The organism is Geoglobus sp. (genome assembly GCF_054018175.1).
This window is the reverse complement of the sequence record NZ_JBPLZQ010000050.1, coordinates 1-25,181: the sequence shown is the minus strand read 5'-3', so window position 1 is coordinate 25,181 and position 25,181 is coordinate 1. Positions and strand designations below refer to the sequence as shown.

30 protein-coding genes are annotated in these 25,181 nt (G+C 53.2%); 15 read left to right on the top strand and 15 right to left on the bottom strand.

Annotation, left to right across the window (positions count from 1 at the left end):
* Positions 1-152: 152 nt before the first annotated feature.
* Positions 153-566 (bottom strand): rhodanese-like domain-containing protein, encoded by a 414-nt coding sequence (locus ACXJJC_RS04035; RefSeq protein WP_456369549.1) that lies wholly within the window; start codon positions 564-566, stop codon positions 153-155.
* Positions 567-655: 89 nt separating this feature from the next.
* Here ACXJJC_RS04035 and ACXJJC_RS04030 point away from each other — a divergent pair, with 89 nt between their 5' ends.
* The gene (locus ACXJJC_RS04030; protein ID WP_456369548.1) at positions 656-1,705 is read left to right on the top strand and encodes a hypothetical protein; all 1,050 of its coding nucleotides are present in this window, start codon (positions 656-658) and stop codon (positions 1,703-1,705) included.
* On the opposite strand, the gene ACXJJC_RS04025 is transcribed toward ACXJJC_RS04030, so the two are convergent.
* Genes ACXJJC_RS04025 through ACXJJC_RS03990 form a run of 8 tightly spaced genes read right to left on the bottom strand, consistent with a single transcriptional unit; the run spans position 1,695 to position 7,850 of the window.
* Positions 1,695-1,883 (bottom strand): ferritin family protein, encoded by a 189-nt coding sequence (locus ACXJJC_RS04025; RefSeq protein WP_456369547.1) that lies wholly within the window; start codon positions 1,881-1,883, stop codon positions 1,695-1,697. The genes ACXJJC_RS04030 and ACXJJC_RS04025 overlap by 11 nt on opposite strands.
* A 32-nt stretch (positions 1,884-1,915) precedes the next feature.
* A complete protein-coding gene (nifU, locus tag ACXJJC_RS04020) occupies positions 1,916-2,368 on the bottom strand; it encodes a Fe-S cluster assembly scaffold protein NifU (protein WP_456369546.1) in 453 nt (150 codons plus the stop codon).
* Between the two features lies 1 nt (position 2,369).
* Entirely contained in the window at positions 2,370-3,527 is a 1,158-nt protein-coding gene (locus ACXJJC_RS04015) for a cysteine desulfurase family protein (RefSeq protein WP_456369545.1), read from the bottom strand.
* 2 nt (positions 3,528-3,529) lie between these two features.
* The gene (locus tag ACXJJC_RS04010) at positions 3,530-3,763 is read right to left on the bottom strand and encodes a sulfurtransferase TusA family protein (RefSeq protein WP_456369544.1); all 234 of its coding nucleotides are present in this window, start codon (positions 3,761-3,763) and stop codon (positions 3,530-3,532) included.
* Between the two features lie 55 nt (positions 3,764-3,818).
* On the bottom strand, positions 3,819-4,946 hold the full coding sequence (gene thiI / locus ACXJJC_RS04005; RefSeq protein WP_456369543.1) for a tRNA uracil 4-sulfurtransferase ThiI: 1,128 nt from the start codon (positions 4,944-4,946) through the stop codon (positions 3,819-3,821).
* Positions 4,943-5,869: a DUF169 domain-containing protein gene (locus ACXJJC_RS04000; RefSeq protein ID WP_456369542.1), complete on the bottom strand. Its 927-nt coding sequence runs from the start codon at positions 5,867-5,869 to the stop codon at positions 4,943-4,945. Before ACXJJC_RS04000 ends, thiI begins: the two co-directional genes overlap by 4 nt.
* Positions 5,866-7,050 (bottom strand): O-phospho-L-seryl-tRNA:Cys-tRNA synthase, encoded by a 1,185-nt coding sequence (gene pscS / locus ACXJJC_RS03995; RefSeq protein WP_456369541.1) that lies wholly within the window; start codon positions 7,048-7,050, stop codon positions 5,866-5,868. The genes ACXJJC_RS04000 and pscS overlap by 4 nt, the downstream gene beginning before the upstream one ends.
* Before the next feature lie 26 nt (positions 7,051-7,076).
* Entirely contained in the window at positions 7,077-7,850 is a 774-nt protein-coding gene (locus ACXJJC_RS03990; protein ID WP_456369540.1) for a sulfite exporter TauE/SafE family protein, read from the bottom strand.
* A gap of 114 nt (positions 7,851-7,964) precedes the next feature.
* Here ACXJJC_RS03990 and ACXJJC_RS03985 point away from each other — a divergent pair, with 114 nt between their 5' ends.
* The 10 genes from ACXJJC_RS03985 to ACXJJC_RS03940 all read left to right on the top strand — a co-directional run bounded on the left by ACXJJC_RS03985 (position 7,965) and on the right by ACXJJC_RS03940 (position 15,508).
* On the top strand, positions 7,965-9,356 hold the full coding sequence (locus tag ACXJJC_RS03985) for a nitrite/sulfite reductase (protein WP_456369539.1): 1,392 nt from the start codon (positions 7,965-7,967) through the stop codon (positions 9,354-9,356).
* Positions 9,346-9,588: a sulfurtransferase TusA family protein gene (locus ACXJJC_RS03980; RefSeq protein WP_456369538.1), complete on the top strand. Its 243-nt coding sequence runs from the start codon at positions 9,346-9,348 to the stop codon at positions 9,586-9,588. The genes ACXJJC_RS03985 and ACXJJC_RS03980 overlap by 11 nt, the downstream gene beginning before the upstream one ends.
* Positions 9,579-11,132, top strand: coding sequence for an FAD-binding protein (locus ACXJJC_RS03975; RefSeq protein WP_456369537.1), 1,554 nt, complete (start codon positions 9,579-9,581; stop codon positions 11,130-11,132). The genes ACXJJC_RS03980 and ACXJJC_RS03975 overlap by 10 nt, the downstream gene beginning before the upstream one ends.
* Complete coding sequence (locus ACXJJC_RS03970; RefSeq protein ID WP_456369536.1) at positions 11,129-11,422, top strand: 4Fe-4S binding protein; 294 nt, start codon at positions 11,129-11,131, stop codon at positions 11,420-11,422. The genes ACXJJC_RS03975 and ACXJJC_RS03970 overlap by 4 nt, the downstream gene beginning before the upstream one ends.
* Positions 11,419-12,543, top strand: a complete 1,125-nt coding sequence (sat, locus tag ACXJJC_RS03965; RefSeq protein WP_456369535.1) for a sulfate adenylyltransferase — start codon at positions 11,419-11,421, stop codon at positions 12,541-12,543. Before ACXJJC_RS03970 ends, sat begins: the two co-directional genes overlap by 4 nt.
* A gap of 12 nt (positions 12,544-12,555) precedes the next feature.
* A complete protein-coding gene (locus tag ACXJJC_RS03960) occupies positions 12,556-12,936 on the top strand; it encodes a DsrE/DsrF/DrsH-like family protein (protein WP_456369534.1) in 381 nt (126 codons plus the stop codon).
* A 73-nt stretch (positions 12,937-13,009) separates the two neighbouring features.
* Entirely contained in the window at positions 13,010-14,230 is a 1,221-nt protein-coding gene (gene thrC, locus ACXJJC_RS03955; RefSeq protein ID WP_456369533.1) for a threonine synthase, read from the top strand.
* Complete coding sequence (locus ACXJJC_RS03950) at positions 14,227-14,496, top strand: ubiquitin-like small modifier protein 1 (RefSeq protein WP_456369532.1); 270 nt, start codon at positions 14,227-14,229, stop codon at positions 14,494-14,496. The genes thrC and ACXJJC_RS03950 overlap by 4 nt, the downstream gene beginning before the upstream one ends.
* Positions 14,497-14,498: 2 nt before the next feature.
* Positions 14,499-15,287, top strand: a complete 789-nt coding sequence (locus ACXJJC_RS03945) for a HesA/MoeB/ThiF family protein (RefSeq protein ID WP_456369531.1) — start codon at positions 14,499-14,501, stop codon at positions 15,285-15,287.
* Complete coding sequence (locus tag ACXJJC_RS03940) at positions 15,284-15,508, top strand: sulfurtransferase TusA family protein (RefSeq protein WP_456369530.1); 225 nt, start codon at positions 15,284-15,286, stop codon at positions 15,506-15,508. The genes ACXJJC_RS03945 and ACXJJC_RS03940 overlap by 4 nt, the downstream gene beginning before the upstream one ends.
* 93 nt (positions 15,509-15,601) lie before the next feature.
* Here the strand turns inward: ACXJJC_RS03940 and ACXJJC_RS03935 are convergent, their stop codons facing one another.
* The 3 genes from ACXJJC_RS03935 to ACXJJC_RS03925 all read right to left on the bottom strand — a co-directional run bounded on the left by ACXJJC_RS03935 (position 15,602) and on the right by ACXJJC_RS03925 (position 18,264).
* Positions 15,602-16,444, bottom strand: coding sequence for a thiamine pyrophosphate-binding protein (locus tag ACXJJC_RS03935; RefSeq protein ID WP_456369529.1), 843 nt, complete (start codon positions 16,442-16,444; stop codon positions 15,602-15,604).
* Positions 16,445-16,531: 87 nt separating this feature from the next.
* Positions 16,532-17,260 (bottom strand): thiamine pyrophosphate-binding protein, encoded by a 729-nt coding sequence (locus ACXJJC_RS03930; RefSeq protein WP_456369528.1) that lies wholly within the window; start codon positions 17,258-17,260, stop codon positions 16,532-16,534.
* On the bottom strand, positions 17,260-18,264 hold the full coding sequence (locus ACXJJC_RS03925; RefSeq protein WP_456369527.1) for a 2-hydroxyacid dehydrogenase: 1,005 nt from the start codon (positions 18,262-18,264) through the stop codon (positions 17,260-17,262). The genes ACXJJC_RS03930 and ACXJJC_RS03925 overlap by 1 nt, the downstream gene beginning before the upstream one ends.
* An 83-nt stretch (positions 18,265-18,347) precedes the next feature.
* Here ACXJJC_RS03925 and ACXJJC_RS03920 point away from each other — a divergent pair, with 83 nt between their 5' ends.
* The 3 genes from ACXJJC_RS03920 to ACXJJC_RS03910 are packed head-to-tail and all read left to right on the top strand — an operon-like array spanning position 18,348 to position 21,572.
* A complete protein-coding gene (locus tag ACXJJC_RS03920; RefSeq protein WP_456369526.1) occupies positions 18,348-18,755 on the top strand; it encodes an SCP2 sterol-binding domain-containing protein in 408 nt (135 codons plus the stop codon).
* 10 nt (positions 18,756-18,765) lie between these two features.
* Complete coding sequence (locus tag ACXJJC_RS03915) at positions 18,766-19,854, top strand: iron-containing alcohol dehydrogenase (protein WP_456369525.1); 1,089 nt, start codon at positions 18,766-18,768, stop codon at positions 19,852-19,854.
* Positions 19,851-21,572, top strand: coding sequence for an aldehyde ferredoxin oxidoreductase family protein (locus ACXJJC_RS03910; RefSeq protein ID WP_456369524.1), 1,722 nt, complete (start codon positions 19,851-19,853; stop codon positions 21,570-21,572). The genes ACXJJC_RS03915 and ACXJJC_RS03910 overlap by 4 nt, the downstream gene beginning before the upstream one ends.
* Here the strand turns inward: ACXJJC_RS03910 and ACXJJC_RS03905 are convergent.
* Positions 21,559-22,707 (bottom strand): MFS transporter, encoded by a 1,149-nt coding sequence (locus ACXJJC_RS03905; RefSeq protein ID WP_456369523.1) that lies wholly within the window; start codon positions 22,705-22,707, stop codon positions 21,559-21,561. The two genes, ACXJJC_RS03910 and ACXJJC_RS03905, sit on opposite strands and share 14 nt — an antisense overlap.
* A gap of 73 nt (positions 22,708-22,780) precedes the next feature.
* Between ACXJJC_RS03905 and ACXJJC_RS03900 the strand changes: the two genes are divergently transcribed.
* Positions 22,781-23,596 (top strand): MBL fold metallo-hydrolase, encoded by an 816-nt coding sequence (locus ACXJJC_RS03900; RefSeq protein ID WP_456369522.1) that lies wholly within the window; start codon positions 22,781-22,783, stop codon positions 23,594-23,596.
* Here the strand turns inward: ACXJJC_RS03900 and ACXJJC_RS03895 are convergent.
* Positions 23,593-24,738, bottom strand: a complete 1,146-nt coding sequence (locus tag ACXJJC_RS03895; protein WP_456369521.1) for an aspartate aminotransferase family protein — start codon at positions 24,736-24,738, stop codon at positions 23,593-23,595. The two genes, ACXJJC_RS03900 and ACXJJC_RS03895, sit on opposite strands and share 4 nt — an antisense overlap.
* Positions 24,731-25,181: GMP synthase (glutamine-hydrolyzing) (locus tag ACXJJC_RS03890; protein WP_456369520.1), on the bottom strand; the 451-nt coding region annotated here is incomplete at its 5' end. The genes ACXJJC_RS03895 and ACXJJC_RS03890, both read right to left, overlap by 8 nt.

Below are 25,181 nucleotides of genomic sequence, written 5' to 3'. Positions count from 1 at the left end.
ATAAAAGATGTGAAGGTCAGATACAGATGAAAGGAAAGGTAGTTCTCGTTCCGTTTCCGTTCACAGATCTCTCGGCTTCAAAGCTCAGGCCGGCACTTTTTTGCCCCATCCAGTATGGTTGAGGGATTGGCTGGGACTCATTGATGCGACTGTTATTTTACCACGGGGTAGCCCTTGCTCGCCCACGCAGTTATCCCGCCCCTTATCTCGTAAACCTTCTGGAATCCAAGCTCCTTCATCACCGGCATGGTGTTCCCAGTTCTGTGACCTGTTCTGCAGTATATCAGATACGTCTTGCTCTTATCGAGCTTATCCAGCTTCTCCCTGAACGTCGGTGAGTAGTAATCTATGTTTATTGCGTTTGGTATGTGGCCTGCCTTGTACTCCTGAGGTGTCCGTATATCTATTATGACGAAGTCGGGATTGTTGGCGTTCTCCTGAATAAGCCTGTACGCCTCGTCCGGGCTTATCGTCTTGAAAACCTGGGACTGCTGTGACGAGCAGCCCGACAGCAGGGCAATAGCGGAAACTGCCATAATGACGAGCATGACCTTTGCGTGCTTCATGTAACAGCGTTTCTGCAGAAAAGATAAATACGTGTCGCGGGATTTACCGGACACGCAAACTCTATATATTTTCCACCGGAATTCATCTTGTGGAATATCTCCTCTTCCATTTCGAGGACCTCGAGGACATTGTGAAGGAGATTCCCGGACTCACTCACTCGTTCAGGAGGTTTGGGGAGGTCGAGGTAATAGCTGTCGATGAAGAAATGAGGGTCGTGGTGGAGAGGTACGGGAAGTACGTGGTCGTCGTCACTCACTCCGGGCTCGGGCTAACCATTGAACCGCTGGCGGCGTACTCAGTAGAGCTGGGCATTCCGGAGGAACCGGCCGGCGAGTTCGCGATGGGGAGGTACAGGGTAAGGGGTGACAGGCTCTACCTTGATGGTGATCTGGATGATGAGCTAATTTACGGACACCTTCCAGCGCTGCTCTGCGAGGTTACAACTGCAAGGATCTTGATAAAGGACTCGAGGCTTCGGGCCGAGCACCTCTCGAGAGATGAAACCGCCATAATCTCAGACACGGTCAGGATACTCGAGGGTGCGGGAAAAATGGAGATTTCGGTGCTTGAAAAGCTTGCCCTCGAGCTGTCCTCACTGAAAGCAGGATTTTTCTCGTCTTACATGACCTTCAAGGACGAGAACGAGGAGATCGGCCTGGCCATACTCAGGGCGAGAAAAATCTCGAGGCTCCTCGGAAATCTGCTCTCAGAGTGGGTGGATGAGCTTGTGTTCGAGCTCGAGAGTTTGAAGTACTACGAAACGAGCTTTGAGCAAACCCTCAGCGGTGTGAGGGACGCTCTCGAGACCGTACACCTGAGGCTCGAGATGCTTCACAGGGGCGAGAACCTGGAACTCCAGAAGAGGACATCTTCCCTTCAGGCAGCAGCGGCAATAATCGAATTCGTGGCTGTGTTTTATTACTCAATGGGAATATGGGATAAATACATAGGTCTGCACGGCTTTCCCAAATGGGTGACTTTTACTCTGCTGACCCTGCTCTCGGGGGTGGTTGTTTTCTACACTGAGGTCATAGGAGAGTACCTCAGCGAGGGCAAGGCCGGTAAAAAGCTTGCAATCACCACGGCACTGCTACTTCTGACACTTGTTTTCATGGTTCTCTTACCGGCTATTTTTTGAGGATCCTCAGGGCTTTGAGCCTGTCGTTGATCATCTGGAGGTGCTCCCTTTCCTGAGATATCAGAAACTCAAGCAGCTCTGATGTTTCGGTATCTGCATCTTTCTTCAGCTCCAGGTACGTCTTTATTGCGTCATGCTCCATCCTTTTTGCCTTCTCAAGGATCTCTTCCGGAGTCATAGCTCGAAATGGGTGGCTAAATATATAAAAACTCACATCGGACAGAGTTCTCCGTGATCGTCGTGCTCGTCTTCATCTGGCAGGTTGTCAAGCCCGAGCCTCTTCAGGTCCTCGATCCTGCCAGCCTTCCTCAGGTAGTCTGCTATGGCACGCTTTAGAGCGTCGGCGGCAAGGTTGGAGCAGTGCATCTTCTGAGGGGGCAGCCCGCCAAGAGCCTCGGCGACCGTCTGTTTCGTTATCTTCAACGCCTCCTCGAGGGTCTTTCCCTTTGCGAGCTCTGTGGCCATGCTGCTCGTGGCTATTGCAGCTCCGCAACCGAAGGTCTGGAACTTTATGTCGACTATCCTGTCGTCCTTAACCTTGATGTACATGGTCATGAGGTCTCCGCAGACGGGATTTCCGACAGTGCCAACACCGTCGGCATCTTCTATAACCCCAACATTCCTCGGGTTTCTGAAATGCTCCATGACTTTCTCGCTGTACACGCTAACCACCTCCCTTCTTCTTTTTCATGTAGAGGGGAGACATCATCCTGAGCCGCTCCACTATAGTCGGGAGCTTTTCGAGCACGTAGCTGACGTCCTCTTCACTGCTCCACCTTCCGAGGCTGAAGACCACGCTGCCGTGGGCCTCTTCGTGCTTCAGGCCAATGGCCATGAGCACATGAGACGGCTGCAGGGTTTTGGATGTGCACGCAGACCCTGTGGAGGCCTGTATCCCTTCCATGTCCATGCTGAGGAGTATGGATTCTCCTTCGATGTAGCTGAACCTCACGCTCGCGTTGTTGGGAAGCCTGTCTTCAGGGTGGCCGTTCAGGAATGTGTCTTCTATTTTCAGCAGCCCCTCGATCAGCCTGTCCCTAAGGGCCCTAAGCCTATCCGCCTCACCTCTCCACTCTTCCATGGCTATTTCAGCTGCCCTTCCGAACCCAACTATTCCCGCGACGTTTTCGGTTCCACCCCTCAGGCCCCTCTCCTGACCTCCTCCGAGGATTATCGGGTTGACCCTGACACCCTTTTTAATGTACAGCGCCCCAACGCCTCTTGGGCCGTAAATATCGTTTGACGAGAGAGTTACAAGATCCGCTCCGAGATTCTGCACGTCAACCTCAATCTTGCCAAGGCTTGCCGTAGCATCCACATGCAGTGCGCAGTCGACGACACTCCTGACCTCCTCAATGTTCTGGATAGTACCTATCTCTGGATTTGCGTGCTGAACTGAAACGAGGATGGTGTCATCTCTGATCAGTTTTTCGAGCTCCTCCAGTATCACCTTGCCGTGTCTGTCTACTGGGGCGTAGTCCACTTCAAAACCGTTCTTCATCAAAAATTTCGCAGCGTTTATAACAGAAATGTGCTCGATGGCACTGACAATTATGTGTTTGCCCTTGCTTTTGTTCCTCATCGCGTAACCGATTATGGCGAGGTTGTTCGATTCTGTTGCGCCGCTGGTGAAGACGATCTCTGATGAGTCTGCGTTAATGAGCTCTGCAACCTTCGACCTTGCGTCTTCAATCGCTTTCCTCGCCTCGAAGCCCTTGGAATGAACGGACGAAGGGTTACCCGGGTGCCTGAAGTAGGGAATCATCGCCTCAACAACCCTATCATCCACAGGACAGCCAGCAACATAGTCGAGGTACGGCATACTCACACACCTCTCTTTATCCTGATGATAAATGTTCCGTCATCTTCCCTGACTTCCAGAACCTCATGTCCAGACCTTTCTGCCCACTCGGGAATGTCTTTCTTTGCAGACGGGTCGTCAGCAAGAATTTCGACGATATCTCCAACATCTACGCTCTCAATCGCTTTCCTCGCCTCAAAGAGAGGCATGGGACAGAACATTCCTATGCAGTCAACGGACTTCTTCACATTCATCATGGTAATTTAACGTTGTTAAATATTTATGGGTTTTGCTCCTGCTACACCTGATGCACTAACCGAACTCGTACGTCTCTGCAAGTTCGATCGCCTCATCCTCTTTTAGGTGACAGTGCCTCTCCATGTTCTCAACCTCAGCGGGATCCGCGTTCGTTACAGGGTGTTGTGAGATGAGCAGCGAACAGCAGTCCTCGTATGGAAGGATGGATATCTCGTAAGTCCCGATCTTTCTGGCGATTTCGACTATCTCGTCCTTGTCGAGACCTATCAGTGGTGTGAGGACAGGAAACCTGCTTGCAGAGTAGACCGTTCTGAGGTTCTGCAGGGTCTGTGACGCCACCTGTCCGAGAGAGTCCCCGGTAACAATTGCCTTAGCGCCCTCTCTTTCGGCTATCAGCGACGCCATCCTCATCATGCTCCTTCTGTAGACTATCATTCTGTAGTCTGAGGGTATGCAGCGGATGATTTCCATCTGAACGTCTCGGAAGGGAACCATGTACAGCTTTACTCTGTGGATTTCGGACAGCCTCTCAGCAAGGTCGTGTATCTTCCTCCTCACACTTTGCGAGTGTACCGTTGAGTTGAAGAAGTGTACGAGAACGACTTCGGCACCTCTCTTCATTGCAAGAAACGATGCCACAGGGCTGTCTATTCCTCCGGAGATCAGAGCCACGACCTTGCCGGAGACTCCTGTGGGCAAACCACCAATGCCCTCGATCCTCTCTGAATAAATGTATGCGTACGTGTTTGAAATTTCAACGTAAATGACGTGATCCGGATTGTGGAGATCAACCTTCAGCTTCCTGCTTTTCAGGATTTTTTCCCCGACTGTTCTGTTCACCTCTATGGATGTGAGCGGGAATTCCTTGTTGCTCCTCTTCGTTTCCACCTTGAATGTGCCCCGATCAGGGGACACTGAAAGTGCTTTCTCGACTATGCCTTCAATGCTAAGCTCTGCAACCTCGGCGAGGGCGGAGTACTTTACCCCTGGAGTCTTCTTCAAAATTTCTGCTATCTCCGGATTGTCGCACTCGATGATCACCCGCCCGTACTCCCTCCTTATCCTGCAGTTCTCGATCTTCTTTATCTTGTGCCTCAGGTTTTCAACCAGCTTTTTTTCAAAGTAGCTCCTGTTCTTTCCCTTGAGCGCAATCTCGGAGTAGTGAACGACGTAGACTCTCATACTTCATCCCGCAGCTTTTTCAGCTTCTTCGCCTCGGCTATCAGCAGCTCCACTTCTCTGTTCACAACATCCTCGAAGTCGGGGTTCCTGTACTCCTTGAAGACGTCCACGTCAACTATCTTGCTGAGCTCAACCCAGTTCTCACGCGGTATGGCCACGAACTCTCCCTCGTATCTTTCGGCAACCCTTTCCGCTTCGCTTTCGTTTCTGAACTTAACTGAGGTGAAAACTCCGAGTGAGTTCGAATCACCCTTGAAGATGTAGAGTCTGACACTTTTGCCGTTGACGAAGCCCATGAAGTGGTCCGTCGCCTTGTCAAACCCCATGCTCTCGAACTTTTCTATGAGGTCCTTGGGGAGATCGTCCATCAAACAGCCGCACAGAGACTTGATCTCCTGCCTCTTTATCGCCAGCTCGATCCTCCTGAACGTGTCGTGTGGAAATCCGATTACGATCTCGTCCCTTCTGTACCCTCCAAACTCCCTTGCTCCGGGGCACAGGAAAGAAACGTTCGGCTTCTGTTCTCTTTTCACGAAAGCTGTCGCTTCTCCACAGACTGCAGTCTCGCCGGAGAACACCGCTCTGAACTCTTCGTTGAAAAGCTTTCTGTAAAATGAGGATATGTGCATGACCCTCTCAGGGGTGGTCACCACGAGAACAACATCGCACTCCTGCCCCTCGTAAGGCTCAAGTACTATGGCCTTCGTATCCTCGCCACCGTCCTCCGTTATGAATCCGAGGGACACGAGCGCTCCTGCACATGACAGGTTGAACTCGTTTATCGTGAGTTTCTCTCCCCTTTCTGCCACCAGCTTCACCGCTTCACAGAATCTGAACTCTCCTTCGCTTCCATCCAACTCTTCGTCGCTGAATCTAACTGCGACTGGATTCAGGCTGATCTCGAAGTGCCTCCTGAAGCTCAATCTTCCACCTCCACGCCGTATTTCTCTGCTATGTCTTTAAAGGCCCATGCCACCTTCTCGAGCTCCTCCCAGCTGAGCCCGTAGGTGTTCAGCTTGAAGTTCTTGGTCATCCCCGCCTGCACACCGAAAACTCCCCTCTTCTTCAGTTCGTGGTAAAGGAAGTACCCCCTCTTCTTGTGTTTCTTGGCGATGTAGTGGAAAGCTGGAGATTCAAAGTGCATGAGCGTGTGGTTCTTGGGTCTCTCTCCTATTAGCTCAACTCCCTCGATCTTCTCCATTTCTCTGACGAACCACCTTGCCTTCTCGACCTCCTCTTCCCACCTCTTAACCCTCTCGACCACTCTCGGGAATGAGGCCATGAGGGTCATCACAGGCAATCCGTAAACCGGAGAGCACCCGAAGAGGGCAAGCTCCTTCTTTGTAAATGCTCTCCCACTCCAGTCCCCCCTGAGCTTGGAGGTTCTGAACACGCTATCAGCGAGTTCATAATTCGTTGCCAGTATGCCAATTGGAGCCGTGGCTGCCCAGCTCTTGTGCCCACTGCCAACGATGAAGCTTGCCCTGAGCTTCTTCCCGTTTACCTCCATTATTCCTGACGTGTATGCCGTGTTGAGGATCAGGGGGACCTCGTACTCCTCGCAGATCTTTCCCACCTTCTTCGCGTCTGCAAGGTTCCCGTATCTGTAGTCCACGTGGGTCAGGAGAGCCAGGTCGGGGTACTTCCCCGTTTCCTCCTTTACCCTCTCGAAGGCAGTGGCATAGTCCTCGGGGTTTATCCTGAAGTCAGGATAGCCTGAATTGGGCACCTCGTAAACTTTGATGCCGTTTAGCTCGGCCGCGATGTATGAGGTGTAGTGGGCGAGGGAGTCGAGGACGAGTGTACCGTTCTTGAACGCCGACATTATCGCGAATTTGGCGTGCCTGGCACCGGCAGTAAACCTCGCGGTATCCATGCCAAGAAATTCGGCAACGTCCTGCTTGAAGTCCTCAATTGGAGGGTTCTTTATGAGGTCAACCCTGCCCTCAAGGCAAACGTCGCAGACAGAATACCCATCTGCCCATTCGAGGAGAACTCTCCTTGCTTCATCCGTCAGAATGCCTCCTCTCTGGATTGGATGCACGTTGATCATTCCGCTCGATATCCTCTTCAGGTTATTCGGGTGGTAACGGTTCAGATCCATCCCCATGCTTAACACCGTTTAGTTATTTAAATTTTACCTGCTATCAGGGTCAGAGATGCCACGGCTATGCTGGCCGAGATTGCCATTTTGAGCACACCCGGTGAGCACCTCTTTGAGATGGCATAGCCACCATATGCTCCAACGAGCCCAGGAATTATCAACTTTGTGGCGAGACCAACATCGACATTCCCGAGGCTTCCGTGCGAGATCAGTGCAATTCCTGATAGAACGGTCGACGTGACAAGGTCTGTACCGACGACCCTGTTCGGTCTCAGCGTTGTGAGGTTGAGTATCGCGAACGTCAGCAGAGTTCCACTGCCAACGGAGGTGAGCTGTACGAGAACTCCAACCACGAAGGCAACTGCGGCTATCAGCCACCACTTGGAATCCGTTTCGCCAAAACTCTCACAGTACCTGTCGCACGCGAAGCACTCCGTCTTCACCCTGTGCTTCAGACCACTGTAAATCATGAGGGTCGACACGGTAAACAGCACAACTCCGAGTATCACGACAAGCGTCCTGTCGTCTACGAATCGCTCTCTCAGCAGGATGTATCCCAGCAGAATTCCGACTATCCCGGGTGGGGCTGTCGTGCAGAACAGTCTCCTGTCGAAGTTGCTCCCCCTTTTGTGGAGGAGGGACGAGAAGGACTTCACCGTGAATGCGTACGCAAGGTCGGTCCCCACTGCCCTCTCTATGTTCACACCGAGCATCAGCAGGGCAGGGGTCATCAGCGCCCCACCACCTATACCCGTGAGCCCCACGAGAAATCCTATCGCAAGACCTAAAACTTCATACATCTGCCCCACCTTAGCAGGGGTAACATGGCTGCAAGATATTAATAATTAACGGCGTTAAATTTATATAACGTAATTCCAAAAAGTGTTCATACATCTCGGACGGGGTGAATGCAGATGGAGATAAGTATTGACATCGGTGACATATCGAAGTTCGTTGGAAGATACTCGCTTGGCAGGGATAATGGTAACGGGTCACTTCATTTTCTGAGAATTAAAGTTCCTGCCGGGCAAATAGATTCTGAGAGGTTGAGAAAAATTGCAGAGCTGTCGAGGAGGTACGGGAGGGAGTATGCTGAGATAACGGACAGACAGAGCATCCAGCTCCACTGGATAGATCCAGAAAAGTCTCTGGAGATATTTGGCGAGCTGTACGAGATCGGATTTTTCACAGACATGTGCGGTCAGGGTTTCAGTGGTGCCTGCTTTGGCGATGTCAGAAACATCGTTGCCTGCCCACTGAGCGGTAAGGTTAGCGACTTCGATGTAGCCGAGATCGCAAAGAAACTCACCGACTTTTTCACAGGCAACCCTGAGTACCTCGACCTGCCGAGAAAGTTCAAAATTGCGTTTTCCGGATGTGGTGGCGACTGCGTCAGACTGGGAATAAACGACCTCGGAATGTTTGGCGTGGAGCTGCACGGCGAGAGAGGTTTTGTTCCCTTCGTCGGTGGCAGCATAGGTGCAAGCCAGCCAGGGCCAACTCTCGCCAAGAGCCTTGGAGTGTTCGTCCCGGAAGGTGAGGCTTTCGAGTTCGTGAAGGTGGTGGTCGAGATTCACAGGGATCACTCGAGCAGAGAGAGCAAGGTTAAGGCGAGGTTCAAGAACCTGATTTCGCAGTGGGGGATTGAAAGGCTCAGGAATGAGATCGAGGAGAGGGTGGGTCCGCTTGAAAGGGTGGAAGTGGAGATGCCGTCTCCGAAAAACCACAACGGCTCGGGGTTGCAGATTGACGGCCTGCACTACTACACCCTCCCGGTACTGGGGGGTGTGCTGTCCGCAGAGAAGCTCGAGTTCATAGCAGACATGGCAGACAAACACGGAAACGGGGAAGTCAGGCTCACTCCCGAGCAGAACGTGACATTCGTCGATATTGAAAATGTGGACGAGCTCAAGAGGGACCTATCGAAAAAGTTCGAGCTAAGGGAGGGAGAGCTGTACTACTCCTCCATAGCATGCGCCTCGAATTTCTGCGGGAGGACAAGTGAGCCACACGCAAAGGACGTTCTTAAAAGACTCGTGGAGGTGTGCGAGAGCAGAGGCATCCGGGACGTAAGAATTCACGTGTCCGGATGCAGAAACGCATGCGGGTGCCACCACGTTGGCGAAATTGGTCTGGTCGGCAGGCCCGTGAGAACGGAAAGCGGTGTCGTGCAGGGTTACGACCTGCTCTGCGGTGGTAGCTTCTCCGAGCTGAAAATGGCGAAAGTCGTTAGAGAGGGGCTTTACGGAGATGAGCTGATTAAGGAGTTTGAAAGGGTGCTGGAGGAGATGAGAAATGGAGCTTAAACTCAAGCAGATAGGAGAGAACACGTACGAGCTGGATGTAAGGGGGAACACATGCCCGTTTCCGCAGGTATTCACAGAGCTCGCCCTGAAAAAGGTTGGAAACGCTGTACTCGAGGTGATCACGGACAACCCGCCGTCGGCGAGAGACCTCCCGCTCGTCTTGAAAAAGAGAGGGTATCAGGTTGAAACGGTCAAGGAGGGCGACTGCTGGAGGATAAAGATATGGAAGTGATCACGACCGACCTCGCAATAATTGGCGGTGGGACTGCCGGCTGTATTGCGAGCTACGAGGCGAGGAAGCATGGACTGGAGAGCGTAATAATAGACAAGGCCAAACTCAGGAGGAGTGGATGCCTCGCTCCTGGGGTTAATGCGATTTACTCATACCTGCACGAAGGGGAGAGCCCAGAGGACTACTACAGCTTTGTCAAGTTTCAGGGAATGGGCCTTGCCAGAAGGGATCTCGCCGTATCTCTGATAAAGGAGACACCCTACGCCGTAAAGGTCCTCGAGAGCTACGGACTTCCCGTTCTGCACGAGAGACAGGGAAGGTTCGGTATGAGGATTTACGGTGAGCACATCAAACCAATCCTCTCGGACATCGCAGTTGAATCGACGGAGAACATAATCGAGAGAGCCTATGCCATTGAGCTTGCCACTGATGGGGCGGAGGTTCACGGTGTGTATGTGTATGACCTCAGGGAGGATGAAGTGCTTTTCGTAAAGGCGAGAGCCGTTCTCATAGCTACAGGAGGAGCGAGCGGACTGTACAGGTCATATACTGTCCCATGGTACCCACCATCAAATGCGGGAACGGGTTACTCACTCGCAATAAGGGCGGGAGCGGAAATAGAGGGCTTCGAGTTCAGGTTCATACCCCCGAGGATCAAGGACGTTAACAGCCCCATCGGAGTAACTGCGGTTGGATTCAGAGCTCCACTCAGGAACTCGGACGGGGAGGAGTTCATGAAAACGAAGTATGCGGAGTTCGGAGGTGAAACCGCACCGATAGCCATCAGAGCATACGCCCCCTCAAAGGAGTACTTGGAGGGCAGCTTTCCGGTTTACATAGACACCAGAGGTCTGGATGAGGATCAGAAGGAGAGGCTGATAAAGCTCTACCTGAACGCATGGCCCATGTTCTTCCTGTTCGTCATCGCGAGGGGAATCGACCTGACGAGAGACATGCTGGAGGTCATGCCGTGCGAGCCGTACATCTCCGGCTCCCACACGGTCGCGGGCATATGGGTTGACGAGAGCAGGATGACCTCTCTCAGGTACCTTTACGCTGCCGGCGATGCTGCAGGTGGAGTCCCCCTCAAGCACGTTGGTGGTGCCCTTGCGGAGGGCATAATCGCCGCGAGAAGTGCCAGCAAAATTTCGAGAGTCAGCAACTTCACTCCTGCGGAGATTGACGTCGAGTTCGGAGAGTACCACTGGAAGGACGCTGAGGAAAGGATGCAGTTCGTCCTTGATCACTACGCGGGAGGCATTTCGAGGTACTACGTTTACAACGAAGCTTCAGCAGGAATTGCGCTGAAGGAGATTGAGAGGCTGATGGAACTCGACCTGGGTGGTGAGCCCGTGAGGGTTTTCGAAACGCGTGATAGGCTTGTCACAGCAAGAGCGATGCTCGAGCACATGGTTGAGAGGAGGGAAACCAGGATGCCACCATTCCAGATGAGAAGCGACTATCCGGAGCTGAGCAGTTCGAACTACATGCTTGTTTCGAGGTTCGATGGGAGAACCTTCCAGTTCAGGAGGGATCACGTGTGATCATCTTCGACTACGACTCCTGCATCAGGTGCGGAAAGTGTGAGAAGATCTGTCCGAGTCTCGCCATCGTTATGGACGGCACACCGATACTTGAGTTCCCGGATAAGTGCTGGCACTGCTGTGCGTGCATTAAGGAGTGCCCCTCCAGAGCCATACGCCTCAGACTGCCACCGCATATCGGTGACCAGAGGTACGAACTCCTTGCGTTTGAGGAAGGGCAGGATATGGTGTACCGGGTTTACTTCGATGGCCAGCTGGTGGACGAGATGAGGATCAGGGTGAGAACGTGATCGAGCCACATGGCGGGAAACTGGTAAGAAGGGTGGCGGATGAAAAGCTGAAGAGTGAGGTCGGAGAACTCGAGAGGGTTGAGATAGACAGAGAAAGGGCTCTGGACGTGGAAAACATAGGTCTCGGAATATACAGCCCTCTTGAAGGGTTTTTGTGTTCTGAAGACTTCGAAAGTGTTCTCTGGGAGGGGAGACTTTCCAGCGGACTGAGCTGGACGATACCGATAGTTCTTGACCTCGCCCTGCAGGAAGGAGAAACCTACGCGCTCACCCACAGGGGTACGGTTGTCGGCATCATCGAGGTTGAGGAGGCCTACAGGTTCGACAGGAAGGAGTACGCCAGGTGTGTTTTTGGTACAGACGATCCCGGACATCCCGGTGTAAGGAGAGTCATGGAGATGAACGAGACTCTCGCCGGTGGAAATGTTTGGTTCGTGGAGTCGGCGGACAGGAGATTCGACGACTTCTTCTTTCCTCCTGAGGTGACAAGGGAGATATTTCGTAAATGGGATCACGTTGTTGCATTTCAGACGAGAAACGCCCCTCACATTGGGCACGAGTACGTTCAGAAGTCGGCGATGCTGGCGGTTGAGGCATACACGGGAGGCAGCGTGGGCCTGTTCATCAATCCCGTCATAGGCAGGAAAAAGAAGGGTGACTTCAGGGATGAGGTGATAATACGGGCGTACCAGGTTCTGATCGAAAAGTACTACAGGAAGGAGAACACGTTTCTCGGAATATGGAAAACGGAAATGAGGTACGCCGGGCCAAGAGAGGCAGTGTTCCATGCGATAGTGAGGCAGAACTTTGGAGCCACACACTTCATAGTTGGCAGGGACCATGCCGGTGTGGGGAACTATTACGGCCCTTATGACGCCCATGACCTGCTGAAGGAGCACGACGATCTGAAGATAAAGCCCCTGTTTTTCAAGGAGTTCCACTTCTGCGAAAAGTGCGGCGTTATAAGCAAGAGCCTGTGTCCGCACGATGCGAAGGAATTCAGCGGAACATACGTCAGGAAGTGTCTGCTCGAGGGCAAGGAGTGCATCTTCATAAGGGATGAGGTGCTCGAGGCAATCGCCGAAATGGAAAATCCTTTTGTTGAGGGTGGTGGTCTTTAAAGTGGTGGTGCCATGATCTCCATAATAGTGCACAGCGGTGAGTGGGACAGGATATACCACGCGTTCAGCATAGCCACCACTTACTCCGCGGTTGGAGAGAAGGTAAACATCTTTCTGACGTACTGGGCGATAGACACTGTGGTCAAAGGAACAGTCGATTGCGGGGACGAGAACAGGAACAGGGTAATAGACAAAGGTCTCTCGGACGGAAGAGTTAAGAGTCTCGAGAAAATGGCCAGCATAGGCAAGGAGTTCGGCAACCTCGAAGTAATAGTCTGCAGTGGAAGCATGGAACTTCTCGGATACAGCGAGGAGGACATGCCCCAATGGATCGACAGGGTTGGAGGGCTTCCGGAGCAGCTGATGAATGCCGACAAGGTAATATTCATCTGACCCTTTTTTGATTACTGACAGTAATCTTCAATTGGGAGAAAATTATTTATACTAATTGGTTTAACGACGTTACATGAAGGTTGCAGGACTCAGATGCAGGATTTGCGGTAAGGAGTTTCCGCCCGAGCCGATATACACGTGCGATAACTGTTTCGGTCCCCTTGAGGTTCAGTATGACTGGGACTGGATAACTGAACGCGTAAGCAGGGACAAGATAGAAAAGGGACCGAAGTCCCTGTGGAGGTACAAGGACTTTCTTCCGGTTGAGTCGTCATGCGAGCCCGTTGACCTCGGGGCCGGATATACGAGGTTCATCAAGGCAGATAATTTGGGTGAGAGACTCGGGCTCAAAAACCTGTTTCTGATAGACGATTCCGTCAACCCAACTTACTCCTTCAAGGACAGAGTCGTGAGCGTTGCGGTTACAAAGGCAAAGGAGTTTGGAATGAAAGCCGTTGGGTGCGCATCCACTGGAAACCTTGCTGGAAGCCTCGCAGCTCACGCTGCGAAGGCGAGACTTCCGGCGTACATTTTCGTTCCGAAGGGAATTGAAAAGAACAAAATTACGCAGGCCCTCGTTCACGGAGCCAACGTGATTGAGGTTGACGGAACCTACGATGATGCCAACAGGATCGCCACTGAGGTTGTTGAGGAACACCCGGACTGGGGTTTCGTCAACATAAACCTCAGGCCCTACTATGCTGAGGGCAGCAAAACTCTCGCGTATGAAGCTGCTGAGAGGCTTGGATGGACTCTGCCGGATCAGGTGGTCGTACCAATGGCGTCTGGAGCGCTTCTCTGCGCGATATACAGGGGATTCAGAGATCTCGAGAGGACCGGGCTCGTCGAGGACAAGGATGTCGTTTTCAACGGCTCCCAGCCATACGGTCTGCCAATCTCCAAGGCGGTCAAGTACGGAAAGGGCATTGAGCCCGTGAGGAAGATGGACACGATAGTGCACAGCCTTGCAATAGGCAATCCTGCAGACGGAATATTTGCGAAGGAGATAATAGAAAAGACCGGTGGATTTGCGGAGGATCCTAAGGACGGCGAGACCATAGAGGCTCTGAAACTGCTCGCGAAGACTGAGGGCATCTTCACCGAGCTTGCCGGTGGAGTTACGGTGGCGGGATTGATAAGGCTCGTTGAGGAGGGCAGGATAGACAGGGATGATGTGGTGGTGGTCTACCTCACAGGAAACGGTCTCAAGACGTCTGAGGCAATAGTTAGCCACCTCGACGAGACCGTGAAGATCAGGCCGAGGCTTGAGGAGTTTGAGGAGGTGATAGCTTGATAAGGGTAAAGTTTCCCACGGTTTTTTCCGCAGTAACCGGTGGAAAGAGGAGGGTAGAGGTCGAAGCCGGGAACGTAAAGGAGCTGCTCGACAAACTCTTCGAGGAGTTCCCCGGGCTCAGAGAGAAACTGCTGAGGGATGGAGACATCACGCCATTCATAAACATATTTGTAAACGGTGAGGACATAAGGCACCTGAAGGGCCTTGAAACCGAGCTGAAGGACGGCGACGAGGTGGCCTTCATCCCAGCAATATCGGGAGGTTGAAAATGAACGACGAGCAGATAAAGAGGTACGCGAGACAGATCATAATGCCGGAGATCGGAGTCAGCGGACAGAGGAAGCTGCTCGACTCTAAGGTGCTGGTTGTTGGAGCAGGTGGCCTGGGAAGTCCGGCGATTCAGTATCTGGCCGGAGCAGGGGTTGGAAAGCTCGGAATTGCAGATGGCGACGTCGTGGACATTTCCAACCTCCAGAGGCAGACCATCCATGCTGGAAATCTTGGAAAGAACAAGGCCGAATCTGCCAGGGAGTTCGTGGAAAAACTCAATCCTGATGTGGAGGTGGAGGTCTATCCCTTCCACATCTCTCCGGAGAACGCGAGGGAGATCGTGAGAAACTACGACGTGGTCCTTGACTGCACGGACAACTTCACCGCCAGGTTCCTGCTTAACGACGCGTGCGTAATCGAGGGAGTACCTTTGGTTCACGCGGCCGTACTCAGGTTCGAGGGGGAGATAATGACCATAGTTCCCGGTGAGAGTGCGTGCTACAGGTGTGTTTTCAGCCACGCACCTCCACCAGGAAGCGTCCCGACGTGTCAGGAGGCCGGAGTCGTCGGTGCGACTGTGGGGGTTCTCGGCACGCTCCAGGCGATAGAGGCCATAAAGCTGATCGTGGGAATTGGTGAAACGCTGACGAACAGGATGCTTCATGTGGATCTCCTCACGATGGACTTCACGGAGCTGAAGCTCAGAAAGAACCCCGAGTGTCCGGTTTGCAGTGGAAAGGTGAGCGATATCATTCCCGAAAAGTACGTGGAGAGCTGTCGCCTATGAGGAGGGTTGATCTCAGGGGCGAGGTCTGTCCCTTCACTTTCGTGAAGACAAAGGTCGCCATGGAGGACATGGAACCTGGAGAGGTGTTCGAGATTATCACCGATCACGAGCCAGCTGTGAGAGACCTGCCGAAAAGCCTGGAAATGGAGGGGCACCAGGTGCTCGAGGTCAAAGAAATCGGAGAGGACGAGTGGAAAATAGTGGTCAGGAAGAAGAGCTGACCTCCGGCTTTTTTTCCATTTGTTTCCCTATGTTCAGTGCCCCTAAAAGAAGGTATGGCAGGCGGATGTCCGCAAAAATAAAGATGACCGTGGTCAGACCACGCCCATTCTGAGTGTGGCGTTCAGGTTTAGGGGAGGAATCTCGTCTCTGTCTATCACGAGCTCAACCAGCCTCGCCCCATCTTTCAGCAGGAAGTCGGCTCCATTCTCAATTCTGTCTGAACTGTCGACCCTCATTGCCGGAATTCCAAACGATTCGGAAAGCCTGACAAAGTCCGGGTTGCTCAGGATCGTCTGGAATACTCTCCCCTGCTTCTGCAGAATTTGCTTCAGGTACAGCACCCTGTATGTGCTGTCATTGACTACCACGATCTTGACGTCCAGCTTCTCTCTCTTTACCGTCTCGAGCTCCTGGATCGTCATCATGATCTCTCCGTCGCCAGCGACGCAAATGACCTGCCTTTCGGGACACGCCATCTTTGCTCCAATGGCTGCAGGCAGGGCGTACCCCATCGCTCCGAGGTTCGTAGATGCGAGGTACCCTCCGGGAAGGTGGACTTTGAGGTTGTTGTTCGCGAAAACAACGTGAGTGCCCTGGCCTGCGACGATTACTCTATCCCTTTCGAGCCTTTCGTCGAGAAGGTCGAAAAATGCCCCGGGGTTGCAGAGGGATGTCTTTCTGCTGCTGAACTCCTCCAGAAGAGACCGCCACTCCTCTCTGAGTTCGCCAACCTTCCTAGCCCATGGAGCCTTGCTTTCAGCGGCTTCGCAGGCATTCGCAAGTGCGTTCAGGAACAGGACGGGATCTGCTCTGATGAGCTCGTAGTAGAACGGTCTAAGCTCTGCGGAAGGGTCTTCGGAGACCACAATTACATCCCCTCCTGGCACGAGCGTGTACGAGTATGTGGTTATGTCGTCGAGCTCGTTTCCGAGCACGAGAACGAAATCGGCTGACTCAAAAGCCCTGTCTGCTGCAAGGTTTCCGCCACCGAAACCGACCCTCCCGAGGGAGTGCGGGTCATCTTATGGCAGGGCACCCCTGCCGTTTCCAGACGTCAGGACGAATGCTGAGAAACACTCAGCGACCTTTTTGAGGATGTGCTGGGAGAAATTGCTTTTTCTAACGAGCTCTCCGCACGCGAGGATGAGAGGTCTCTCAGACCTCCTCAGTCTATCGACCACCTCTCTCACGTCCTCTGCGGAGATTCCGTTTGCAGGGGTTTTTCTGACGTCTTCGACATCCCCTGAGACTTCCTCACTCCAGATGTCCTCAGGAATCTCAATCGCCACTGGCCCATAGGGGTAGCTCAGCATCTCCACAAAAGCATCTGTCAGCACACTGGCCAGCTCTCCAGGGTTCTCCACAACGTGATACGATTTCACGAGACCGTCTGCAATCGCCTTCTGCTTCACCTCGAGCCACGCGTCGGTGTCCCTGAGCCTCCTCTTCACGCCGCCTGAAATCAGAAGGAGGGGTATGCGATCTTTCATCGCAATGCCGAGGCTGATCGTCGTGTTCAGGAACCCGGGACCGGCATGGACGAGAGCGGCCGACAGCTCTCCACCGGCTCTGAATTCAGCGTCTGCAGCAGAAACTGCACTCTGCTCGTGTCTCACGGTGATTACCCTGATATCCTTCCTGCTGTAAAGGGCGTCGTAGAAATCGAGCACCGAAGTACCTATGATTCCGTAGACCCTCTTCACTCCGTTTTTTGACAGAAAGTCTGCGAGAAACTCTGCCACCGTGACCATCACATGTTCACCACCGACTCTGGCTCCCCACCCATGAGCACCCTGACGACGTTACCAATGCTGTGCTCTATGATTCTCGATCTCGCGTCTGCATTAGCTCCTGCGATGTGTGGGGTGAGCAGGATGTTGACCCCTCCCTCCCTCGCAAGCTTTATGAGCGGATGGTTCTCGTCAGGTGGCTCTGAGGAGTACACATCTATTGCAGCCCCGAATATCCATCTGTTCCTGAGTGCTCTTGCGAGGGCCTCCTCGTCAACCAGTTCTCCTCTCGACGGGTTTATGAACACGGCAGTGGGTTTCATCATCCTCAGCTCCCTTTCGCCAACCATCCCTCTTGTTTTTTCGGTAAGGGGGACGTGGATGGACACGACATCGCTCGTTCTGAGGAGCTTTCCGAGATCGGCATATTCCACGCCCATCTCTTCTTCCAGATCTTCGTACCTCCTGATGTCGTGGTACAGGATCTTCGCTCCAAAGCACCTGACCCTGCCGGCGACTTCTCTGCCTATCCTCCCGAATCCTATAACGCCCCAGGTCTTGCCGTAAAGGTCGAATGTCCCCATGTCCATCAGCTTACACTGGGGCCACTCCCCAGCGACAGTCCTTTCGTGAGCGTAGAGTATGCGCTTCATGAGGGCGAGAGCGGCCATGACTGTGTACTCCGCCACACTCACAGCGTTCGCCCCTCCGGCATTTGCAACCGGTATTCCGTACCTCTTGCAGGCCTCTATGTCTATGTGGTCGAAACCGGTTGATGGCTGCTGAATCAGCTTCACCTTCTTCATGGCCCTGCACATCTCCTCGTCTATCTTCATCTGAAAGCTGTAGTCTCCGAGAACAACGTCTGCATCTTCAAGGACCTTCAGCACCTCCTCTTTCGGCTTCCCAAAAACCGCCACGACCTTTATGTCCTTTCCGAGTTTCGCCTTGAATGGTGCGAAAAGACCCTGTATAAACGACTCCGGCAGGGGGCTCATTGACACGACGACAAACCGATCTGTCATGATTGATTGTTATCTGATCACCAATATAACGTTTGCTGAAGCTGGAAGAAATTTTAAATAATTATTCATGCCTATCTTGTTTCATGCCAGTGTTGTTTTCGGATGAGTGGGTGAAGGAGTACATCCGGCTCCTTAACGAGAGCAAGGAGTACGAGGAGGCGGCGAAGGACTGGGAAGGAGACTTCCTGTTCGTTGTCGAGCCTGACGAGGGCCTTGAAAAGCCCCTGTACGCATACATAGACCTTTACCACGGGAAGGCGAGGGACGGCTACATCGTCGACGATCCGTCGAAAGTCAGCGCGGCGTTCGAGTTCAGGGGCAAGTACTCAAACTGGAAAAAGCTTCTGAACGGTGAGATTGACCCGATAAAGGGACTCGTCACTGGGAAGTTCAGGCTTAAGGGGAACATGGCCAAAGTGATGAGGTACGCCAAGGCGGCAAAGGTTCTGGTGGAGGTTGCACAGAAAGTGGATACGGAACTTCCGGAGTAGCGGTGAGGAAATGTGGAAGTTTCTCACTCCCGGAATTATTTTTGGAGAGGACTCCGTCGAGTTCCTCGAAAGATACGGGGAACAGAGTTCCCTGATCGTCACGGACAGGGTGATGGTCGGTCTGGGATACGTTAAGATCGTCGAAAGATACCTTGGAGATCACGAGGTGTACGCGGCAGAGGTTAGAGAGCCGCTGAAAGATGATGCCGTCGCTCTGTCCGAGAGGATACGAGACCTCGATCCAGACGTCATTGTCGCACTTGGCGGTGGAAGCGTCATAGATCTTGCGAAGGCAGGGCGGATCCTGTCTGAGGTGAGCATAGAACCGGAGGAGATCACACCGTTCACGGATCTGAGGGAGTACGGGTTTGAGGGTAAGGCGACGTTCATCGCAATCCCAACCACCAGCGGGACTGGAAGTGAAGCGACCTGGGCCATCGTACTCAGAGATCCGGAGGAGGAGAGAAAGGTGGTGATGGCGAACGAGGTCGTCATGCCTGATTACGCGGTTGTGGATCCCGTTTTCGTCAGGGAAATGCCAGCCGACCTCGTCGTCTCCTCTGGATTCGACGCGCTGAGTCACGCAATCGAGGCGTTCCTGAGCACATTCAGCAACCCGTTCAGCGACTCCCTTGCAGTGAAGGCGACGAGAGAAATACTTCAGAACCTTGAGAGGTCCTACGAAGGTGACGAGAAAGCGAGAGAGGTCATGCACGTCTCCGCCACGATGGCAGGGATGGCGTTCAGCAACTCTCAGGTTGGCGTGATACATGCGCTCGCTCACGCCCTCGGAGCTGTTATGGACGTTCCGCACGGAAGAGCCATAGCAGGGTTCCTCCTCCCGGTTCTGGAGTTCTACAGGGAGAGGGGCGTGGAGAGGCTGAACGAACTGTCCTACCTCGTTGGATTTGATGTCACCGAGAGGGTTGGGGAACTGTCCGAAAGGTTTGACGTATTGAGCGTATTCCGGGAGAGGGACTTTACGGAACACGTCCATGAGATTGTTGAGAGGGCGATGCAGGATAGCTGCGTGATAACCGGACCGTTCGTGCCGGAGGTTGAGGATGTTGAGAAAATACTCAGGAGGGTTCTGAAATGATGTATGCCGGGAAGATACTGAGGGTAAATCTGGAAAGCGGGGAGGTTAAGGAATACAGGCCAGAAAACAGCCTGTATGAGGAGTATGTTGGTGGAGGAGGTGTGGCCGTCAATCTGCATCTCGACTATGGTTCGTACAAAGCAGAGCCGTTCAGCGGAGACAATCCGCTGATAGTGATGACCGGGCCACTCACGGCCTCAGCGCTTTCTGCATCGAGAGCCCAGTTTACGGCAAGGTCTCCACTGACTTACGCCTGGGGAGAGAGCAGCGTGGGAGGTAAGTTTGCGACCTACCTGAAAAGGGCCGGATGGGATGGCCTCATCGTAGAGGGCAGGAGTACGGAACCTGTGTACATCTATGTGGATTCGGGTGGAGCCGAGATAAGGAATGCTGACCACCTCTGGGGGAGGACCACTTACGAGACGCAGAGAGCGATCCAGGAGGACGAGGGAGAAGTATCGACAGCCGTCATAGGCCCGGCGGGAGAGAACCTGGTGAGATATGCGTGCGTACTCGTTGACAACTCGAGAGCGGCTGGCAGAACGGGCATGGGGGCTGTGATGGGCAGCAAAAAACTGAAGGCAATAGCGGTTGCGAAGGAAGACGCGTTCACTCCCGAGCCCCACGATGCGGAGAGGTACAGAAAGGCCATGAGCGAGCTCGCGGCGAGGGTGAAAGACAACTTTACAGCCAACATGTTCAAGGAGGTGGGGACTGGAGGTTATGTGGAGTCATCGGAGATGTTCGGTGACCTGCCGACGAGGTACTTCACGAAGGGCGTTTTCGGTGCTGCTGACAGGATCTCCAGCAACTACATAGTTGAGAAGTATCTCAAAAAACACGACGGGTGTCTCGGCTGTCCAATAAGGTGCGGGAAGGTTCTGGATTACGGTGGAAAGGAGTATCACCTTCCCGAGTACGAAACCCTCGCATCTTACGGTTCGCTCCTCATGATTGACTCGGCAGAGGCGCTGATTGAGATGAATCACCTTGCCAACTCCCTCGGGCTCGACACGATATCCTCCGGCGTCACGATCGGCATGGCGATGTACCTGACCGAGCATAACCTTGCAGACTTCGGTGTGAGGTTTGGCGAGGTGGAAAAGGCAAAGCAGTTGCTCGAGGACATCGCCCACAGGCGCGGACACGGAGACCTGCTTGCAGAGGGCACGATGAGGGTCGAGGAAAAACTCGGACTGAGCGGCGTGGCGGCACACGTGAGAGGGCTCGAGATACCCATGCACGATCCACGAGCATTTTCGAGCCTCGCAGTTGCGTATGCCACCAACAACAGAGGAGCGTGCCACCTTCCGCACCAGATGTACAACGTCGAGATGGGGATGAAGATAAGGGAGTACGGGATTGTCAGCAGTGGCAGGTTCGAGAACGAGGGCAAGGGCGTGGTAACCGCAAAAATGCAGAACTACTCGGAGATATTCAACTCCCTCGTAATGTGTGTGTTCGTGCCAGCGAAACCGAAGCACATTTCCGAGCTCCTCACGGCATCGACCGGCATCGACTACAGCGTCGAGAGAATATATCAGATTGGTGAGAGGACGTTTCTCAGAAAGAGGGAGTTCAACGAGCTGGCGGGAAGAGGCAGGGAATACGACAAGCTTCCCGAGATCGTGCTGCAGCCTGTGGACGGGGGGAGCGAGGGAAACGTTCCAGACATCGAACTTCAGCTCAGGGAGTACTACCAGTTCAGGGGCTGGTAGCTCCCTTTCCATTTCTTTTCGCGACCTCGACAGCGACCGGCAGAGCTATGGCTAATGAAAAGAGAATGTAGGCTACCTCGAAACCCAGATACCCGCTGATGAATCCTGCAATGAGCGGGCCTGCTGTTAGACCTGCCGTTATTACGGAGGAGAGTATGCTCATCGAGATCGCGTAGCTCAGTCCACTCCTCTCCGCGACGAAGACTGCAGAGGACGTGTAGACGAGCGCCACGATGAACCCCTGAACGAATCTCACGCCCACGAAAAGTGCAAAGCTGGTGGTGAGCAGAAAGACGGCGGTTGCGGAGAGCATTAGCGATGAAACTGTGTATACCTTCTCAGCACCCACTCTGTCCGTCACCATACCGGCGAATGTGTTGAACGCTGTTCTGGTGATGAGGTAAAGGGTAAAAGATATGCCAAACTCCAGAGGGGTTACTGACAGCCTCTCCATGAACGTGTTTTCCAGCGGAACTATTGAGGACATCAGGGCAACCGAGGCCGAGAGAGATATCAGGACAGGGTAAATGTCCCTTCCGAGGTCGGTTATCCCTCCCCTCCTGCTCCTCACGACTGCTGGATTTATGTCCTCGACGAAGAGGAAAACCGCCACGGCTGAGACAATCACCATAAGCGACGAGATGTAGAACACGAGATCCATTCCCATGGATATTAGAATTCCGGCAAGTACGGGGGATGCCGAAAACCCGAGATCCGTGAAGGTGTTGTAGAGCCCAAACGACTCCCCTTTCTTTCTTCCGGCGAAGTGCATCAGGAGCGTTAAACTCGAAACCATCAGAAAGCTTTCGACAATTCCGAGCAGGGCCCTCAGAGCAATGAGTTCCTCCACGCTCCTCACCCGCGTGTAGAGCAGCACGAGGAATGCGGTGATGGTCAGGGAGGTGTAGAGGAACTTTTTTGGCCGCCCGTGCTTCTCGATAATTCTACCTGCAACTGGCTGGAAGATTGTTGCGAGAAAACCCCACGTGGAAATGACTATTCCTGAAAGGGTGTCCACCGGGAGAGCTGAGTGACCGATAACGCCTATGAGTATTGGAAGTGTGAAGTACGCCATGCCCCCACCGAGGGAATCTGCAAACCTCGCAGCCGAGATCGAAATGACTCTGCGCTCCACATCCTGAGTATGTCCCGCTGGTTATAAGCTGAGTGGAGGAAATTATTTATCCCTATTTTTCGACAGGAATTCGATGAAGCTCGCTGATGGCGTGTATTTTGTGGAGGGAAATAACGGTGGCAGGTTTCCGTACTGCAACTGTCTTCTCGTGGACAATCTGCTTGTCGATTCCAGCTGCGGCATAGATCTGCTAATGGACATCTCTGACAGGTTCGATTCGTTGATACTAACCCACACACATCCCGATCACTCCTCGGGAGCGTGGATGGTGGAGGAGCTCGGGAAGACAGTCTACACACCACATCCCTCAACGAGGGTCGTGGAGCTCGCGAGAAGGTTTGCACCCGGAATTGAGAAAAGGTGGGAGGACTTCGCAAGAAACATTGCCGGTCTCAGGGACTTCAATGCCATCCTGTATGACGAACGTGACGATTTCAGCACGGATAGGCACGAAATAGAGCTGATAAAGACGGAGGGGCACACGATCGACATGCACCTCGTACTGGTGGATGGAAGGATTCTTTTCTCTGCAGACGTGGACCTCACGCCGTTTGGGCCGTGGTACGGCAACCCTGAAAGCGATCCGGAAAAGTTCAGGCAGAGTATCGAAAAGCTGTTCGATTACGACTTCGACATAATCGTCCCGTCTCACCGCCCACCCGTGGAGGGTAGAGACAGGATAGATACGCTTCTGCAATCTTTTCTCGAGCACTTTGACAGAAGGGAGGAAGAAATCATGGAGCTCTGGGAAAGGGGGCACAGCGTGGATGAGATCGTCGAAATCTCGCCGATTTACCGTGGCAGGAAACAGGCAAGAAGGGACATTCTGGATTACTTCGAGAGGAACATGGTGATCAAACACCTGAGAAAAAGAGGTGTGGACGTTTAACCCCTGTACCTACTGAAGACGGAAAGGGCGAAGTCGACCTCGTCCCTCCCGATCGTCAGGGGAGGGAGTATCCTGACATTTCTATCTGATGTCGCGTTAACGAGCACACCCCTTTCCATCGAGAATCTGACAAACTCTCTGGCGTCATCGACGGTTACACCTATCATCAGCCCGGCACCTCTCACCTCACTGACGAATTCGAGCTCCTGCAGTCCTCTCCTGAACCTCTCGCCCATCTGTACCGCGTTCTCCAGCAGGTCGTTCCGTTCTATGTACTCAATGGTTGCGAGCGACGCGGTGCACGCGAGCGGATTTCCTCCAAAGGTCGAGCCGTGATCACCCTTCTCGATGAAGCGGTGAACGTCCTCGGTTACGCCTATCGCCCCGACGGGGAAGCCATTCCCCATCGCCTTGGCCATTGTGATGATGTCCGGCGTGGCACCGTACATGTCCTTCGCAAACCACCTGCCCGTCCTTCCAAACCCGGTCTGAACCTCGTCGAATATGACGAGATAGTCGTACTCTTCTTTCAGCTCGAATATCCTCTTCATGAACTCCGTGCTCGCAGGAAAGATTCCCGCCTCTCCCTGTATTGGCTCCAGTATTACTGCCGCTGTGTCTCTGTCAACGCACTGTTCAAGGCTCTCTACGGAGTTGAACTCGGCAAAGCTCACGGGTTTGACGAGGGGTTCAAATGGCTGTCTGAACTTCTCCTTCCACGTGACAGACAGTGCCCCCATGGTTCTCCCGTGGAATCCATTCGTGAATGCTACAAATTTCTTCCTTCCTGTGGCTTTCCTTGCCACCTTTAGCGCGGCTTCGACGCTTTCAGTACCCGAGTTCGTGAAGAAGAATCTGTCGAGGCCGGAAATTTCTCTGAGCTTTTCAGCAAGCTCTATCTGTGGTCGGGTGTAGAAGAGGTTGGAAACGTGGACGAGCTTCTTCAGCTGCTCTGAAACTCTCTCGGCAACGTACTCGTTGGCGTGTCCCACGGAAATGCAGGCAATGCCAGCTATGAGGTCCAGGTACTTTCTTCCACTCTCGTCATACAGCCAGCAGCCTTCGCCTCCCTCGACTGCGATGGGGTACCTGCTGAAGAACTGCATGAACACCTTTTTTTCCCTTTCAATGAGCTCACTCATACTCGATCGTCGCAGGTGGCTTGGGGGTTATGTCGTAAACGACCCTAACGACCTCCGGAATCTCTCCGGTAATCCTCAGTGCTATTTTCCTGAGCTTCTCGTAGTCGAGGTTCAGCGGGTCTGCCGTCATCCCGTCCCTGCTGTCAACCGCTCTTACTGAGATTACGTAACCGTAGACCCTGATGTCGCCCTTGACACCTGTTGCCTTGCCAATCAGAGCGGCAAATGCCTGCCACTTCTTAACATCCTTGAGCTCTTCCTCGACGATTTGGGTGGCCTTTCTGACAACCTCAACTTTCTCGGGCGTGACCTCCCCGACTACTCTCACCGCAAGCCCCGGGCCGGGAAACGGCATTCTCTCTGAAATTTCGTCTGGTAGGCCGAGAAACCTTGCGACTTCTCTAACCTCGTCCTTGTACAGCTCCCTCAGCGGCTCTATCACT

Bases quoted from the DNA above. Each gene is read 5' to 3' on its own strand.
- thiI (WP_456369543.1), bottom strand. From the start codon at position 4,946: ATGAGAGTCTACGTCGTTCACTACTCCGAGATTGCGCTCAAGGGAAAG.
- ACXJJC_RS03915 (WP_456369525.1), top strand. From the start codon at position 18,766: ATGTGGAAGTTTCTCACTCCCGGAATTATTTTTGGAGAGGACTCCGTC.
- ACXJJC_RS04025 (WP_456369547.1), bottom strand. From the start codon at position 1,883: ATGACTCCGGAAGAGATCCTTGAGAAGGCAAAAAGGATGGAGCATGAC.
- ACXJJC_RS03910 (WP_456369524.1), top strand. From the start codon at position 19,851: ATGATGTATGCCGGGAAGATACTGAGGGTAAATCTGGAAAGCGGGGAG.
- ACXJJC_RS03900 (WP_456369522.1), top strand. From the start codon at position 22,781: ATGAAGCTCGCTGATGGCGTGTATTTTGTGGAGGGAAATAACGGTGGC.
- ACXJJC_RS03920 (WP_456369526.1), top strand. From the start codon at position 18,348: ATGCCAGTGTTGTTTTCGGATGAGTGGGTGAAGGAGTACATCCGGCTC.
- ACXJJC_RS03930 (WP_456369528.1), bottom strand. From the start codon at position 17,260: ATGGTCACGGTGGCAGAGTTTCTCGCAGACTTTCTGTCAAAAAACGGA.
- ACXJJC_RS04010 (WP_456369544.1), bottom strand. From the start codon at position 3,763: ATGATGAATGTGAAGAAGTCCGTTGACTGCATAGGAATGTTCTGTCCC.
- ACXJJC_RS03925 (WP_456369527.1), bottom strand. From the start codon at position 18,264: ATGACAGATCGGTTTGTCGTCGTGTCAATGAGCCCCCTGCCGGAGTCG.
- ACXJJC_RS03990 (WP_456369540.1), bottom strand. From the start codon at position 7,850: ATGTATGAAGTTTTAGGTCTTGCGATAGGATTTCTCGTGGGGCTCACG.
- ACXJJC_RS03895 (WP_456369521.1), bottom strand. From the start codon at position 24,738: ATGAGTGAGCTCATTGAAAGGGAAAAAAAGGTGTTCATGCAGTTCTTC.
- thrC (WP_456369533.1), top strand. From the start codon at position 13,010: ATGAAGGTTGCAGGACTCAGATGCAGGATTTGCGGTAAGGAGTTTCCG.
- ACXJJC_RS03945 (WP_456369531.1), top strand. From the start codon at position 14,499: ATGAACGACGAGCAGATAAAGAGGTACGCGAGACAGATCATAATGCCG.
- ACXJJC_RS03960 (WP_456369534.1), top strand. From the start codon at position 12,556: ATGATCTCCATAATAGTGCACAGCGGTGAGTGGGACAGGATATACCAC.
- ACXJJC_RS04035 (WP_456369549.1), bottom strand. From the start codon at position 566: ATGAAGCACGCAAAGGTCATGCTCGTCATTATGGCAGTTTCCGCTATT.
- pscS (WP_456369541.1), bottom strand. From the start codon at position 7,050: ATGGATCTGAACCGTTACCACCCGAATAACCTGAAGAGGATATCGAGC.
- ACXJJC_RS04015 (WP_456369545.1), bottom strand. From the start codon at position 3,527: ATGCCGTACCTCGACTATGTTGCTGGCTGTCCTGTGGATGATAGGGTT.
- ACXJJC_RS03980 (WP_456369538.1), top strand. From the start codon at position 9,346: ATGGAGCTTAAACTCAAGCAGATAGGAGAGAACACGTACGAGCTGGAT.
- ACXJJC_RS03985 (WP_456369539.1), top strand. From the start codon at position 7,965: ATGGAGATAAGTATTGACATCGGTGACATATCGAAGTTCGTTGGAAGA.
- ACXJJC_RS03940 (WP_456369530.1), top strand. From the start codon at position 15,284: ATGAGGAGGGTTGATCTCAGGGGCGAGGTCTGTCCCTTCACTTTCGTG.
- ACXJJC_RS03975 (WP_456369537.1), top strand. From the start codon at position 9,579: ATGGAAGTGATCACGACCGACCTCGCAATAATTGGCGGTGGGACTGCC.